Annotated in this window: 8 protein-coding genes and 1 tRNA gene; 2 read left to right on the forward strand and 7 right to left on the reverse strand. The window is 62.1% G+C overall.

Features of this window, described 5'->3' with window-relative positions:
* Positions 1-113: 113 nt before the first annotated feature.
* The 7 genes from AC3RLQ_RS21840 to AC3RLQ_RS21870 form a co-directional block, all read right to left on the reverse strand.
* On the reverse strand, positions 114-524 hold the full coding sequence (locus AC3RLQ_RS21840; RefSeq protein WP_493030770.1) for a helix-turn-helix domain-containing protein: 411 nt from the start codon (positions 522-524) through the stop codon (positions 114-116).
* Positions 525-579: 55 nt separating this feature from the next.
* Complete coding sequence (locus AC3RLQ_RS21845; RefSeq protein WP_493030771.1) at positions 580-1,266, reverse strand: hypothetical protein; 687 nt, start codon at positions 1,264-1,266, stop codon at positions 580-582.
* A 616-nt stretch (positions 1,267-1,882) separates the two neighbouring features.
* Positions 1,883-2,311, reverse strand: coding sequence for a hypothetical protein (locus AC3RLQ_RS21850; RefSeq protein ID WP_493030772.1), 429 nt, complete (start codon positions 2,309-2,311; stop codon positions 1,883-1,885).
* Between the two features lie 97 nt (positions 2,312-2,408).
* A tRNA-Cys gene (locus tag AC3RLQ_RS21855) sits at positions 2,409-2,483 on the reverse strand.
* 404 nt (positions 2,484-2,887) lie between these two features.
* The gene (gene queG, locus AC3RLQ_RS21860) at positions 2,888-4,075 is read right to left on the reverse strand and encodes a tRNA epoxyqueuosine(34) reductase QueG (protein ID WP_493030773.1); all 1,188 of its coding nucleotides are present in this window, start codon (positions 4,073-4,075) and stop codon (positions 2,888-2,890) included.
* Positions 4,076-4,416: 341 nt separating this feature from the next.
* Positions 4,417-5,871, reverse strand: coding sequence for an IS4 family transposase (locus AC3RLQ_RS21865; protein WP_493030774.1), 1,455 nt, complete (start codon positions 5,869-5,871; stop codon positions 4,417-4,419).
* A gap of 201 nt (positions 5,872-6,072) precedes the next feature.
* Positions 6,073-7,839: a dynamin family protein gene (locus tag AC3RLQ_RS21870; RefSeq protein ID WP_493030775.1), complete on the reverse strand. Its 1,767-nt coding sequence runs from the start codon at positions 7,837-7,839 to the stop codon at positions 6,073-6,075.
* Positions 7,840-8,082: 243 nt separating this feature from the next.
* Here AC3RLQ_RS21870 and AC3RLQ_RS21875 point away from each other — a divergent pair, with 243 nt between their 5' ends.
* Both AC3RLQ_RS21875 and AC3RLQ_RS21880 read left to right on the forward strand, forming a co-directional pair.
* Positions 8,083-9,069, forward strand: coding sequence for a hypothetical protein (locus tag AC3RLQ_RS21875; RefSeq protein ID WP_493030776.1), 987 nt, complete (start codon positions 8,083-8,085; stop codon positions 9,067-9,069).
* Positions 9,070-9,228: 159 nt separating this feature from the next.
* Positions 9,229-14,625, forward strand: coding sequence for a beta strand repeat-containing protein (locus AC3RLQ_RS21880; RefSeq protein WP_493030777.1), 5,397 nt, complete (start codon positions 9,229-9,231; stop codon positions 14,623-14,625).
* Positions 14,626-15,157 lie beyond the last annotated feature (532 nt).

A 15,157-nucleotide genomic window follows, 5' to 3' on the forward strand; every position in this document is an offset into this window, starting at 1 on the left:
ATAAACGTTTTCATTCATGACCTCGTTAGTGCTTGGGGAAACAAGGGCAGTCGAGCCCATCCGTGACCATTCCTGGCCATAGTTATGAACTCGCTGCCATACCACTGCTAATGCTACCCGTGCGCCCCCATGAGTTGGGCAAACTGGCTCACTGGAATGCGTACCACCCGTCCGATTCGAAACGTCTGAAGCTTGCCACTTTTGATCCAACGCCGGATCGTAGGTTGCGAGGCTTCGAGCATGCCTGCCGCTGTGGCGATGGTGACCGCCACAGGTTTAACCTTGGTTCTTTTGACTTCAGTCGGTTTTGGTTGTGAAGGAGCCATAGCCATCTTCTTCTCCGACGTGACGGGCTTGGCAGCATTAGGCTGCTGCACTGTCTTGACAGCATCATTCACGAACGGCGATGCCTTGCTAGTGGGCAGCTTCGGATTGTAGCTCGTTTTAGAAGCGCCCTTCTCCGAGGTGGGGCTGTCGATGAGGCGTTGGAGTTCAGCTGCAGTCAATGTTGAGGTTTTTTTCATAAAACTGGGAGAGCCGCTGATGCACAGCTTGGCCGTGCATCAGCGACTCAGGGGGTTAATAGATGCGGTCGTAAATCTCCTCGTTGCTGATCTCAGAGTCGTCCTCGGAGTAGCGCTTTGTCATGAAGGCATCGAGGGTGATGACTGCCTCATCAGGATCCAGCGAAAGCGAAACCTTGATGATTTCGGATACGAGCTCCTTGGACAGCAACTCGGGCGCGTGATTCACCACAGCCTGGCCGTTCATAATCGATGCGTTCCAATGCTCTTCGATCATCATTGCCGCTATTGCAGACACGAGGCTCTTTCCATCAACCCCGTCCAGATGGTGCCAAACGGGTTCTGACGCCCAATCAAGCCGCACGCGAGTTTGACCTGAAGCGCGATCTTTCACCACGTCGAAGTATATCGGATCGGCGCCAGACCTGCTATGCTCCGGTGCCATAAAAAAGGACAGGAGCGGTTTCACTTCGTGGTCGTTGGAGTTAGTACCTTTGGCCGCAAAGTAGGGCTGGCGCTGAATAGGAGCGTCTGGCAGAATCAGTGTGTTCGACGACGCATCTGAGTTTTTAACGGCTGGGAGGTGTTGTGGGACTGAGGGGGTTCCGGGTGCAACCGGTGCCCCCTCGCTTTTTTGAGGTCTGGCATTTTTGGGTGTGTTTTTCATTGTTTGTGGGTGTTCATTTTGTGTTTGGGTTGTTTTGCTGGTTGAGATGCGCCCCACAGCGGCCAGCACGACCATGGGAAAGTTTTGGGTGGTTATGCGCCGGCGGTTCCTTGTTCGAGCACCATCTGGGCTACGGCATCGAAAGACACCAAGGTGATGCCTCGGATGTTGCCGCGTTTACGAATGCGAATGAGTCGGATAAGGCCCTCCGCCTCGGCTGCGTAGTAAAATGAGCGACTGAACCCGAAATATGGGTCCCGAGTTCCTGATTTTGGGAGGCGAAAGGTTTCTGGATGTTGATTTAAAGGAGCTAGGGGAGAAGTATGTGGCATTGAAGTATTGATTCGGAGAATTGTTGAACCGGCCAACCAGACGCAGGCATGACGATTCCTTGTTGGGAAACCCATGGGAATTGCCGCAAGCCCTGACGCTAATTGAGTGTGGCTTTCACCAGCAGATGTTGCGAGTGAGGGTTACGCCAAAGAGCTTTAGGGGCTGCAATATGCAGTTGGACACTTTGTAATAAGTGTCGCGTTGAGTTTGGTTGTTTTCGTTTATTGGGTTGGGTTATTTTCGTTGCGGTTAAAAGTGAACAAATCTTATCGTCTTATGATCCACTTTTTAACCGTAGCCGACCCAGCACCACGGAAAATTCTACTCAAACAATGTGCCCTTATTTCTGAGGCACGTTTCAATGCTCGTCCAAAGTTAGTGCTGTGCAAATAGATTTTTGCAGTTGCTGCACCTCCTCTTGCCCCTTGGCCTGCACAAACTCGACCCCACGATACCCACGCACCTCTCCATTACCGTGTTTGATGTGATTGGAGCGCTCACACTGAAATGCTTCCTGCATCCGAATGTTGAGATCTGTGCCAAAGGCCTCCTTAGCAAGTACCTTCCACCCTTTTGATTTTGCATGAGCAGTGTAGGCACGATAGAGCTCATCAACTGTCAGTGAGCCCTCGCCGCGCTTGATGTTCTTCTCAAGGTACGAACGAACCCCGCGTGACTCGTCTACCCATTTATCCACACGCTGCTGCTGTGCCTCGGTCAGTTGCAGCCTCCCATGCACTTTTAGTTCACTGCGATGCAGCAAGTAGATTGCCCCGAAATAACTCATTCCAGACGTCCTAGAGCATCATCGGAGGTGGCAGGACGTGTTCTTACTTTCGTTCTTACTTTTCCATTTCCACTTCGTAAATCATTGATTTTGAAAGTGGAGGCGAGGGCGGGAATTGAACCCGCGCATACCGGTTTTGCAGACCAGTGCATTACCACTTTGCTACCTCGCCGTTCTCGATGTCGAGAGCCGGGGATGGTAGGGGGGAATGGGGGGATGTCAAGAAGAGCGGAGTTGACGGTGGTTTACGGTCGTTGACGGTTGTTTACAGTTGTTGGACCAGAATGGAAGAGCCGGAGGGTGGGGCGGAGGCGCGTTCTCAAGGGAGAAGCACCTGAATTCATGCGACTGGATTGTGGAACGGAGGGCAACAGGGGCGTTTATTCGGGAGCTGCTTGCACGAACTACGTTTCCAGATTCCGGCTAAAGCCGGTACTACAATACGTGCGCTGGCTGGTTTCAGGTTTGGGGCGATGCGGAGCTTCCAAAACGGGCTACGATCCCGAACTACGTACTCAGAGGAGCCGAAAGAGTGCGTGGATTTCGGTGGGAAGAGACGGGGCAGGAATGCCCCGGTTACTGGGGCTGGGCGCGGGCCTGGATCTCTGCGATGGCCCAGTGGGCGTGTTCGGAGATGAGGGGATGCTCGTCCTGGGCGGCGAGTTCGAGGGCGGGGAGGTCGGCGAGGGTGCCGGTGTTGCCGAGGGCGACGCAGACGTTGCGGAGGAAGGCGGGGCGTTTGATGCGCTTGATGGGGGATTTGGCGAAGAGGGTGCGGAAGGTTTCGTCTGTTAGGGTGAGGAAGTCGCGGAGGGTGTGCTGGAAAATGGTGGCGCGGGCCTGGAAGGTGGCCTCATGAGAGGCCTGGGCGTGGCGGTTCCAAGGGCAGGCATCGAGGCAGGTGTCGCAGCCGTAGATGCGATCGCCGATGGCGTGGCGGAACTCGAGGGGGATGGGGCCTTTGCTTTCGATGGTGAGGTAGGAGATGCAGCGGCGGGCATCCATGCGCCGGGGGGCGGTGATGGCCTGGGTGGGGCAGGCGGTGATGCAGCGGGTGCATTTGCCGCAGTGATCTGTGGCGGGGGTGTCCGGGGGGAGCTCGAGGGTGGTGAGGATGTCTGCGAGGAAGAACCAGGTGCCGAGGTGGCGGTGGATCTGCATGGTGCTCTTGCCGCCCCAGCCGAGGCCGGATTCGCTGGCGAAGTCGCGCTCGAGGACGGGGCCGGTGTCGACGTAGGGACGCTGGGTGCCGCCGTGGGCGGTGAGGAAGTCGGCGAGGGTGCGGAGTTTGGCCTCGATGAGGTCATGGTAGTCGTTGTTCCAGGCGTAGCGGGCGATGCGGTAGGGGGGAGGGGGAGATGGGGGCTCGATGCTGGATGCTGGGGGCTGGATGTCTGAGGGAGGTGCGGAGGTGGTGGGTGTGGCGGGGGTTCCGGAGCCGGTAGGATACCGGCGCTCCCAGTCCGGAGGGGATGGGTAGGGGGTGCCGCCTTGGTAGTAGTTGAGGGCGAGGACGATGACGGATTTGGCGCCGGGGAGGACGAGGGTGGGGTCGGTGCGGCGTTCGGGGTTGCGGGCGAGCCAGGCCATGTCGCCGTGTTTGCCTTCGGCGAGCCATTGCTCAAAGAGGGCGCGGTGCGCGGCGGGCTGCGCGGGGGCGATGCGGCAGTCGTCAAAGCCGAGGGCGCGGGCCTGGGCGATGAGGGCGGATTTAAGCTCCTGGGGCGGGAGATTGGAGATGGGAGATGGAAGATCGGAGGGCAAAGGCGGAGGTAGAAGGGGATGGCGGGACTGAGGAGGGACGCGGTGGGCTGATTTTACACCGCAGAGATTGGAACGTCGCAGGGATTTGCTGGGGAGAGCGGGAGCCGGAGGGTGCGGCGTGGCTGGTGCGAAGTTGATGGGACGTTCGATTTTGCCGCAGAGGGGCGGTGAGGCAGAGGGAGCAGAGATTTGAAGCTGCTTTCCATCGAGTGGCATTTGAACCGACCTGGAAACCTTCGTGGAAAGCGCCCTACGTTGGCTGGCTTTCTGCGCTGCAAGGACGGCGTACCTTTTTGAGTGCCGGCGATGAGATAGACCCGAGATTTGGGACCCGGCGCAGCCTAACTCTTACCCACAACATGAAGCAGCTTCCAGGTTTCGGTCATGTCGTGAAGATGGCGCAGACCTCGCCAGAGGACTTCCATGCCTGGCGGTGGATCGTTCTTGCGATCCAGGTAGCCTCCCAGCCGCGCGATCCAGCGCACCGCCTCGGCGATGCTGGGCGGACTTGGAGTTTTCGTCTTGAGCTGACGCGTGGCCCAGGCGCTTAACACCGCGCACTCCTCGGCCTCCAGCCACTGGGTCGCGGGCTCCTGCGGCTTTTGACGCGCGGCATCGCGCAAGGCCATGAGCCTCCAGGCCACGATCAAATCCAGGCTCAGGGCCCGGCGCAGCCTCTCCAGGCTGCCCAGACGCCGCGCCTCGCTCTGACAGCCGCTCTTGAGCGTGCGGTGGAACACCTCGATGCCCCAGCGCTTCGCATACCACTGCAGCTGCCGTTGAACCTGCGCCGCATCCCCGCAGGGAATGCTGGAGAGCAGCTTCCAGTGCAACGCTTCGCTGCCTTCCGGCGCGCCCGTCTCCATCGCGTCGATGGCCCAGAGATCCAGCGGTGTGCTCGCACCAAAGAACCGCGCCTTGTCCCGCGGCACCCCCAGCTTCACCGGCGCGCTGCGCAGCACCAGCGTGGCCGTGCGCTCCTTGCGCGTGCCCTGCGCTGGCACCACGATCTCAACACGCGCCAGCTCCGGCTGCGCTTCGAGGTGGTCCCACACCACCTCTCCCGTTTCGTGCAGGCGGCGCGCATGCAGGGCGCGCACGAGCACGGCACATTGCTCGTCATGCTGCCGGTTGCTCACAAAGAGCTCGTAAAGATCGCTCTCCCGGTCAGCAACCAGCACCACACGGGGCTGCCTGCCGGAAGCCGCCTGACGCTGGGCCACGATGGCTTCATAAGCGCTGACCCACCGGTGGCTCTCGCGCTGATCGAGCGCTTTGCGGTTCTTTTGCGCCTGCCGTTGCCGCCGCGAGGGGCCGTCACGCTCGCGCGCCCAGGTGTGGGCATGGAGCACGCCGAGAGCTTCGCCCTGCTCGCTGAAAGCCAGCACGCTGTGCAGCAAGAAGCCCTGCGCGCAGCCATTGCCCTGGCCGATGGGGCCGACACCCTCCGTGCCCGCATGAGTCGTGTGATTGAAGCTCGTCGTGTCAGCCACGGCCAGCACGACCTCATGGCCGGCCATGCGCCCCCAGGTGGCCTCTCGATGACTCTGCCCAATGTCAGCAGCTTCGAGCCGTTCATTGGAGAGCAGACGGTAGGAAGCCTTGACAGCCGCTTTGCTGCGGCTGCCTTCAGGGATGGAGGCCTGCGGCTGCGCCGCCCAATCTTCAAGCATGATGGCCAGCCGTCGCACAAGACGCGGATCAATGCCACTGAGATGCGCCAGCTCGCGTTGCGACCAGCCCGCCGCCAATGGACTGCCTATACTTTTGCCTTTCGATGACTTTGCTGCTGCCATCCCCCATAGTTTAACCGCACCCGTTTTTGTACAGCGCTCCTTCCTCAAACTTGTGGGTAAGAGTTAGGGCGCAGCGGTTCCCTACCAGTACTGGGGCGGGCTGATAGCGGGTGGGTTTGAGAGGGGCCTGCGGAAGGACGGAAGGGACGAAAAGGACTGAAAGGACGAAAGGGACAGCGAGGTGTTTGGGGGCTGCCGCTTTTACTTTGCGCCGGCGGGCATGAGGACCTGGATCTGCTGGTCGATGACGGTGAAGGAGTCGGCGAGGGTGCGGAGGCGGTCGACGTGGGTGGATTGCTCGCGCTCGAGGTGGGCGGCGTTGGCCTGGGCGGGATTGAGGGTGTCGAGGAACTTGGTGAAGGAGGCGGTGACGTCTTCGGTGACCTGCTTGGAGAGCATCTCGCGGAGGGTGACGGAGGATTCTTCGAGCTTGTCGAGGATGGAATTGCGGGCGTTGGCGAGGCGGATCTGGGTGAGGAGGTAGACGACGCCGAGGAGGAGGAGGCCGGCGCCGAAGGCGATGGCGGCGCTGGTGAGATCGTCCAACCAGCCGCAGAGGGCGGTGCCGATGAGGATGGGGAGGATGAGGCGGGGGAGCCAGCGGGCGGTGACGCGGGCGCTTTCGAGGCCGGGCTCGATGTCTTCATCGAGCTTCAGGCCGATGACGAAGCGGCGGAGGGAGGAGTCCACATGGGTGCCGAAGCGGCGGCGGAGCTCGCTTTCTTCTTCGCCGTAATCGTGGGAGGGGAGGACGACGTCCGGCGGGAAGAGGATGCCGCGGCCCTGGGCGTAGAGGAAGCGCTCGAACTGATGGACGTCTTCTTCGAGGACGAGGCTGACCTGACGCCAGCGGTCGCCGGTGCGGTGCTGGAGCTCCTGGAAGAGGCGGTGATCGAGGCTCTGGGGGCGGGCGGCGTTTTCGGCTTCGTCGTCTTCGGTGTCCTTGCGCTGGAAGGCCTTGCGGGTGGTGAGGGCATCGCTGGCGAGGCCGGCGACGCGCATGACGGATTCGTGGTAGTCGCGCTCGGTGGCATCGAGTGCGGGGAGGATTTTTTTCAGGGTGCGGTCGACCTGGAGCTCGCGCTCGGTCTGGAGTTCCTGGAGGACGACGGTCTTGCGCTTGGCCTGCTGCATGGAGGCCGTGTGGCGCGCGCGCATTTCATCGAGGATCTGCCGTGCCAGGCGCATGGTGCTGGCGAGCTTGTTGAGGCGGGCAGCATTGTGGCGGACGATGGAGGAGATGTGGGCCTCCAGGGCGTGGAAGCCGCTGTCCTGCAGGAGGCGCTCGCGCTCGATGCCGGCATTGCGGGCGAGGAAGGCTTTTTTGGCGGAGACGGCGTAGAGGGGGAAATCACGGCCGAAGCGCTGGCGCGTGAGCTGGCCCATGTAATCCGTGATGACCTGGATCTCCTCGGGGCTGCGGAGATCGCTTTGCTGGAGGACGAAGATGACGTGGCGCATCCACTCGCGGTGGACTTTTTCCAGGAACTGCCAGGCGGAGGCGCCCCAGGGGTTCATGGCGGAGAAGACGAAGATCACCAAATCTGCGATGGGGACGAAGCGCTCTGTGATGAGCTGGTGCTCGTTTTCGACGGAGTTGGTGCCGGGGGTGTCGACGATGTGGAAGTCGCGGAGGAAATCGACGGGGGCGTAGACTTCATCGAGCGTGGGGGTGACGGGGACGACGCTGTGCTCTTCGCCATGGCGGAAGAAGAGGATCTTGCCGGTGGTGGGGACGACGCCGGTGCTGGAGAAATCCTGGCCGAAGAGGGCGTTGAGGAAGGTGGATTTGCCGACGTTGACCTCGCCGACGACGACGAAGACGAAGGGCTCCTTGAGGGAGGCGATGAGATTGTCCAGGATGGCGGCGGATTCGGCATCGCCACCGGATTCACGCAGGGCAGCGGCCAGAGCCAGCAGGTCTGTGCCAATCCGTGAACGCAGTTCGAAATAGTCGTCGCCAATCATGAGGGGGGGGTGATGCAAAGTGTCGCGTGGTCTCCGCACCGCAACCTTGCTTCGGGGAGAGTTACAAGTTTCGGGTTAAAAGTTTCAAGTTTGCCGGAGGGTCGTGGGCGATTTGTGGTTCTTGGCAGGTTTCATCGCCTCGCTGCGCCGTCACGGTTGCATCCGAGTTCAATGTTCGATGTTCGCTGTTTCTCCTTTTCACTTTCACCGCCGCGCACTACAGAGCAGGTCTTGAGTGATCTGATGCCAGCCAGTGAATCTGCCCACGTACGGCACAAGCCGTGGTGGCTGTGGCCGCATGTGCTGAGTCTGGAGGCGCCGATGGTGGCGGTACTGTGGCAGGCGGCGCTGGCACATGCGCATGGCATCCAGCTGACGCCGATGATGAATGTGGGACTCGGGCTGGCCTGCTGGGTGGTGTATCTGCTGGACCGTACGCTGGACACGGTGGCGGTGAAAAATGTGGCGGAGCTGGATGTGCGGCATCAGTTTTACCACCGACACCGCCGTGTGCTGCTGCTGGGTGTGCTGCCGCCTGCGCTGCTGCTGCTGGGGTGGATGGCGCTGTATGTGATTCCCGAAGGCGTGCTGTGGCAGGCGGTGAGCCTGGCGCTGCTGGTGGCGCTGTATCTTGCCTCGTGGTCTGCGCAGGGCAGCCGTTTGTCGCGGGATGTGTTTGTGTCGTGCGCGGGGATGGGGGGGATCATGCTGATCTCGCGCATGCCGATTGCGAGCGGGTCGAAGTTTGCGCTGAGTCTGTTTGTGCTGGGGGTGATGGCGCTGTCGTTTCTGCGGCAGCTGGACATCCGCATGGGGAATGTGCTGCCGAAGGAGATGACTGCGGCGCTGCTGTTTGCGATGGGGTGCACGACGAGCACGCGGTTTTTTGCCATGCCAGAGACGATTGCGGAGCCGGTGCTGGAGTGTGTGCTGCTGACGCTGCTGTTTGCGTGCAACCTGCACGGCATCACCTGCCGCGAGGCCGGATTGCAGGATGACCGCAAGCACACGCGGCTGGTGCTGGGCACGCTGTTTTTTACGCTGGCGGTGCTGTGGGAAATCGAGCTGGGCGCGCTGGAGCACACGCTGCTGGGTCCTGCCCGCGCGGCGCTGGGTGCGGTGGTGCTGCACGCCGGGGTGCAGGGCCTGCGGCGTCGGTTTTCGGCGGACGCTTACCGGGTGCTGGCGGACCTGGCGCTGATCGTGCCGCTGCCACTGGCGTGGTGGTGAAAAGGGTGAGGTAAAGAGCTGCCACAGTGAGGCGTCGTGACGGGCGCCACATAGGTCTGCGAGCGGGTTTCAAACGAGGTTGAAGAGAGGGGAATGAAGGACTATGGCGAAAATCCCCCCCTCCCTTAAAGCGCCCCGTGCGCGTTCCGAAAAAACCCCATGTCAGTCGTCTTGCGTCTTCGTCGTCTCGTACCTGCATTCTCCGCCCTCAACCTCCTGCTTGCCCAAACCACCGCATCTGCGGCGGTGCTGGTGTATGCCGACGTGGATGGAACGGCCAACTGGAACACGTCTGAGCAGGCGTGGACCAATACCGGCACGCCGAGTGTGTGGATCTCCACCAGCAGCGCGGAGTTTTCGAATGGCAACAGCGCCAATGTGCTGACGCTGACCGAGGCGATCAATGCGGAGTCCATCACGCAGTCGGGAGCGGGAACGAAGACGAGCATCGGCGGCAGCGGTTTGACGCTGACGCTGTCCGGTGGCGGTGCGAATCCTGTGGTGGCCAACAGCAGCGGGGCGGACCTCACGTTTGCCTCCGGACTTACAATTCAGCAGAACCCGGCCACCGGAGGGGCGGCGCAGCGGTGGAATGCGGCGGCGGGCTCCAACATCATCGTCAATGCCACGCTGAGCGGTGCGCTGACGGGCGGCTTGATCAAGGAGGGCGCAGGCGTGCTGCAGCTCAATGCGGCGAACAATTACTCGGGCGCCACCTATCTCAGCGCAGGGGTGCTGCAGGTGGGGAATGCCTCCGCGCTGGGCACCAGCACGCTGACGTTTCAAGGCGGCACGCTGCGGTACGGTGCGGCCATCAGCGGCGGCCTGTCCACGCAGTTTGCCGCGCTTTCGGGCAGCGCCGCCATTTTGGACACCCATGGGTTCGACATCACTCTCGGCAGCGCAGTCACGGGCACGGGCGGTTTGGTCAAGCAGGGCAGCGGCATCCTCACCACGACGGCGGGCAGCACATACAGCGGAGGCACCACGGTGGAGGCGGGCATCCTGCGCAGCGGAGCTGGCACGGGGGCCAATCCGTTTGGCGCGAGCGGCAGCATGATCACGGTGAAAAACGGCGCCACGCTGGACCTCAACTGGAGCAATGCCGCCAACTACGCCTCTGCTTACCAGCTTACGATCGAGGGCAAGGGCGTGGCGGACACCTCGAACACGGTGTTTGGCGGTTACGTGGGTGCGCTGACTTCCTCAGGCACCTATAACAACACCTCCACCGCCTTCAGCAACATGCTGCTCACGGGAGACACCACCATCTCCGGCCGGATGGGCACCACCGGCCAGCGCTACGGCGTTCCGGCCAACATTGACGCCCGCGTGCGTGACTCCGGCGGCAACGTCATTGCCAACCAGTACTACACCCTCACCATCGTGAACGGCAATGCCATGAGCTGGCGCGGTGCCGCCGCCAACAACGTGTATGTGGGAGACATCCGGCTGGAGCAGGGCCGTGTGTGGGCGGACGCCGACAACTTCGGCGACAACAACTTCTCCCTCTACCTCAACGCCAACACCCTGAACGCCACCACCATCTGGGGCGAGCTGGGGAACTGGCTGGGCACCCGCACGGTGGCCAAGAAGACTGTCTTCAACGGCGGTCTGGTGGTGCTGGAAGGTTATCAAGGCTCCAGCGGGGCGAAGATCGACTACGGCACGGTCACCACGTTTACGCTGAGCGGACAGATGACGCTGAATGTCTCGGCGCTGGCCGACAACCGCATCTCCGCCACTTACTCGATGCGTGATGCCAAGGTGACCGGTCAGATTACGGGGGCAGGCGGCTTGCGCTACATCGGTGCCACGGCTGCGCTCACGGACTGGGACACCACGTATACCACCTCCACCACCATCAACCGCTACAGCGTGCTGTACCTCACCAACAGCGGCAACAACTTCACCGGCACCCTCAAGCTGGACAGCGGCGTGATCCGGATGTCCGACGGCACCGCCAGCGGTACGCTCGGCGGAGGCAGCAATGATTTCAGCTTCAACACCACCACGGCTCCCGCCATTCTGGATCTGTTTGGCACCAGCCAGAGCATCGGCGCCTTGAACGGTGCCAGCGCCACGAACCACTTCGTGCAGAACAACCGGCAGAACACGACCGCCACCCTCACGGTGGGGAATGGTGGTGCGAGCGGCAACTTTGCCGGTGTGCTGCGCGACTACGCCGCTCTGCCTGCTGACAACGCGGCCATCACCAACGAGGGTGCCACGAATGCCAAGCTCGCCTTGGTGAAGACCGGAGCTGGCCGGCAGATCCTGACGAACGTGAGCACCTACACGGGTGGCACCACCATCAATGGCGGCTCCTTGCAGATCGGCACCGGTGCCACCGGGCAGAGCACGGCACGTCTGGGCAATGGCTCCTTCACCGTCAACACTGGCGGCAGGCTGGAGGGCAACGGGATCATCGGCTTCACCGGGCTGACCAGCAGCGTGGCAACCGGCGGCACGCTCAGCATCGGCACCTCCAACCAGACCGGGCTGCAGTATCTCACCGTGGACGGCACGCTGAATGTGGCGGGCACGCTGTCGTTTGATCTGTGGGGCGTCAGCAGCGGCAGCGGCAGCCTGGCCAACAACGACTTCCTCACCTTTCTTACGGGCTCGTCCTTCAACCTTGGCAGCACGGGTGTGCTGGACATCAACGCCATGGCGGGTGCGGGAGACTCCACCACCTGGGCGTCGGGCACCTGGTTTCAGTTGTTTGATTTTGGCAATGTCGCGCTGGGAAACCGCAGCGTGGCACTGGACAACACGGCCAACTGGGTGCTGCCCGCGCTGAACAGCGGCCTGGTGCAGTGGGATTTCTCCCGTCTGGCCACGGAGGGCCGCATCTACGTGGTGGCGAAGGCGACCACCCCGACTTTGGAATTTGATCCCGTCAAGTCCATCAGCGGTACCGCCGAGTGGAAGACGACCCCCGGTTATCTCGCCTGGGATGATGCAGACGTTGCAGGTGTCTCGCTGCAGGAGTGGGTCTCGGGTGCCAACGCCGTCTTCAGCAATGGTGCGTCCAACTCGCTCAATGTGGTCGAGAATGTGTCCGCCAGCACGCTTTTCCAGTCGGCCACCGGCACCGCCACCACGGTTGACTCCGCCAGCGGGAGCACGCTCACCTTCACCGGAGCGAACCGCGTGGTGTCCAACACCAGCGGCGCGACGCTCACCTTTGGCAGCGGACTCACGGTGGACCTCACCGGCACGGAGAAGGAATGGTATGCAGACGCCAGCTCGCCCATCGTGGTGAACGGTGTCATCACCGGCGCCGTGGGAAGCTACGTGACTGGCACCGTCACCGGCGGGCTGATCAAGAGCGGCGATGGAGTGCTGGAGCTGCGCGGTGCCAACACCTACAGCGGTGTCACCCGCCTGCAGGGTGGCACGGTGCTCGCCGTGGCTTCCGCCGCTTTTGGCACCAGCAAGGTGGTGTTTGAAGGAGGCACGCTGCGGTATGGTGCGGCCATCACCGGCGGGTATGCCAGCCAGTTTGCCCCGCTGAACTACGGGGCCATGGCACGGCTGGACACCAACGGCTTCAATGTGACGCTGGACACCGCGCTGAGCGGCAGCAGCGGCCTGACGAAGCTGGGCACCGGCATCCTCACGGTGGCTGCAGGCAGCAGCTACACCGGTGGCACCGTGGTAGAGGCTGGTATTCTGAAGAGCGGCGCCACGGCCGCCGCCGCCACCAATCCCTTTGGCGCCAACGGCTCGCAGATCACCGTCAAGAGCGGCGCCACGCTGGATGTGAACTGGGCGGACGCCACGAACTACGGCGGCTCCGCCAAGTACAACCTGTTCGTGGAAGGCAAGGGCGTGGCGGACACTTCGGGAACCATCGCGGGCGGTTACGTCGGCGCGGTGGTCTCCTCCGGCGGCGCCAGCATGACGTCGTCACCGTTCAGCCTGATCACGATGACAGGGGACACCACCTTTGCGGGCCGCTACGTGGGAACCGGCGCGCGCTGGGGCATCACCAACATCAATGCCAACGGCTACAACATCACCTTCGTCAATGCCAACGGCCTGAGCTGGGCGGTGAGCACCGCAGGCAACGCGCAGAACGTGCGGGACATCTACATCGAGCAGGCGCACGTTTATGCGGACAGCACCTTCTTTGGGGACGACAATTACAGCATCATCATCAATGCCAGCAAGCCCGGCTCCACCCTCTTCCGCGGCGAGCTGCGCCGCTACAGCAGCTCCGGCACCATCACCAAGAAGATCACGCTCAACGGCGGCATCGTGCAGTATGAGGGCGAACCCGCCGGGGGCCTGGTGCCACGAACCTTCACCCTCGCGGGACAGGTGACGCTGATGGACAACAACGCCATCGCCGCCAACCGCATCAACAGCGCCAACGTCAGCCGCGACATCAAGATCACCGGCAAGCTCACGGGTGCAGGCGGATTTGAATACCAAGGCAGCACCGGCAGCTACAACTACAACGGAACCACCCTCACCGACCGCTACAGCGTGCTCACGCTGACCAACGCCGCCAACGACTTCACCGGAGCTGTGAACCTCATTCGCGGCGTCATCCGAATGTCCGACGGTGCGGCGAACGGCAGCCTGGGCGCGAGCAGCAATGCGTTCAACTTCACCACAGCGGCGAACATCAGCGTGCTGGATTTGTTTGGCACGAACCAAAGCATCGGCGCGCTGAACGGCACCAGCGCCACCAACCACTTTGTGCAGAACAACCGCGCCAGCACCACCGCCACCCTGACGGTGGGCAATGGTGGTGCGAATGGCAGCTTCGCCGGTGTGCTGCGTGACTACGGTGCGCTGCCGGCGGGCAATGCCTCCATGAACGAGTCCACCTACACGGGCGACGGTGCCACGGGTGCGAAGCTGGCGCTGGTGAAGACAGGTGCAGGCACCCAGGTGCTCACCGGCATCAACACCTTCAGCGGCGGCACGGTGGTGAATGGCGGTGTGCTGCAGGTGGGCAGCGGCAACACCGGGCAGAGCACCGCCACTCTGGGCACTGGCGGATTCACCGTCAACAATGGTGGTGTCCTTGCCGGCAACGGCAGCGTGGGCGTGGCCGGTACGCTGAACGTGGTGAACGTGGGGGGCACCCTGGCTCCGGGAACGAGCACGGAGACGGGTGCGCAGCACCTGGACATCTATGGCGGTCTCACCAGCAGCGGCACGCTGGGCTTTGAACTCTTCAGCGTGACCCTCGGCTCCGGCAATGTGAGCAACAGCAACTCGCTCAAGTTCTTCTCCAACGAACAGATCACGCTGGGCGGCACGCTGGCGGTGAGCAACAACACCGGCACCGCCTCCAGCACCTGGACGGAAGGCACGTGGTTCCAGCTGGTGGACTGGAATGTCGTCACCGTCGGCAACCGCAGCGTGAACTTTACCGACATCAGCTTTCTGCCCGCCCTTGCCGGGGGTCTGCAGTGGGATGTCAGCCAGTTTGCCACTGATGGACGCATTTACGTGGTGGTGCCGGAGCCGGGCCGTGTGGTGTTGCTGATGATGGGGATGATGGTTTTCGCGATGAGGCGGCGACGTGCCTGAGGCTCAAAAAGACGCGAGGGATGAATGGAGGGGGGCGCTCGTGAGTTTTGGAGCTGGCGGCGCGCTGTCCGCGAGGCGGAGCTCATGGCAGACGCTGCTGGTGACCGTCGTGTGTGGAGAAGGCGCTGGGTTTGATTCCCAGTCGTGTTGCTGGAAACCCAGGGAAGCACTCGCCAAGGCTCGGCATCCCTGGGCTATATTACGCAGCCCTTTCAGGGCTGGTGTGGTGCGGGGCGGAATGGAGGTATTCCGCCAAGAAAGCGCGAAGTGAGCAGGCGGTGATTGAAAACCCGCTGCATTGCTGGTGCATTCAGGTTTGGGTGTGGCGGCGCTTTGTGTCACCGCTACGCGGTTCCACGAAATTGGGAAATATGGGGGATGCGGTTCCGTGGGTTGGCACCCACGGCTATTATTGTGCCAGCCCTACGGGCTTTCGGAGGGAGAGTGCATGCGGCATGAAATCTGCCATATGATGGCATGAACTTGCCGCGGCCATGCAGCAAACACTCGGCTACGCCACGTCTGACGTGGC

This window comes from Prosthecobacter sp. GW821-HT29F12 (genome assembly GCF_058803405.1).

Bases quoted from the DNA above. Each gene is read 5' to 3' on its own strand.
- AC3RLQ_RS21840 (WP_493030770.1), bottom strand. From the start codon at position 524: ATGAAAAAAACCTCAACATTGACTGCAGCTGAACTCCAACGCCTCATC.
- AC3RLQ_RS21845 (WP_493030771.1), bottom strand. From the start codon at position 1,266: ATGGTCGTGCTGGCCGCTGTGGGGCGCATCTCAACCAGCAAAACAACC.
- AC3RLQ_RS21850 (WP_493030772.1), bottom strand. From the start codon at position 2,311: ATGAGTTATTTCGGGGCAATCTACTTGCTGCATCGCAGTGAACTAAAA.
- AC3RLQ_RS21865 (WP_493030774.1), bottom strand. From the start codon at position 5,871: ATGGCAGCAGCAAAGTCATCGAAAGGCAAAAGTATAGGCAGTCCATTG.
- AC3RLQ_RS21870 (WP_493030775.1), bottom strand. From the start codon at position 7,839: ATGATTGGCGACGACTATTTCGAACTGCGTTCACGGATTGGCACAGAC.
- AC3RLQ_RS21875 (WP_493030776.1), top strand. From the start codon at position 8,083: ATGCCAGCCAGTGAATCTGCCCACGTACGGCACAAGCCGTGGTGGCTG.
- AC3RLQ_RS21880 (WP_493030777.1), top strand. From the start codon at position 9,229: ATGTCAGTCGTCTTGCGTCTTCGTCGTCTCGTACCTGCATTCTCCGCC.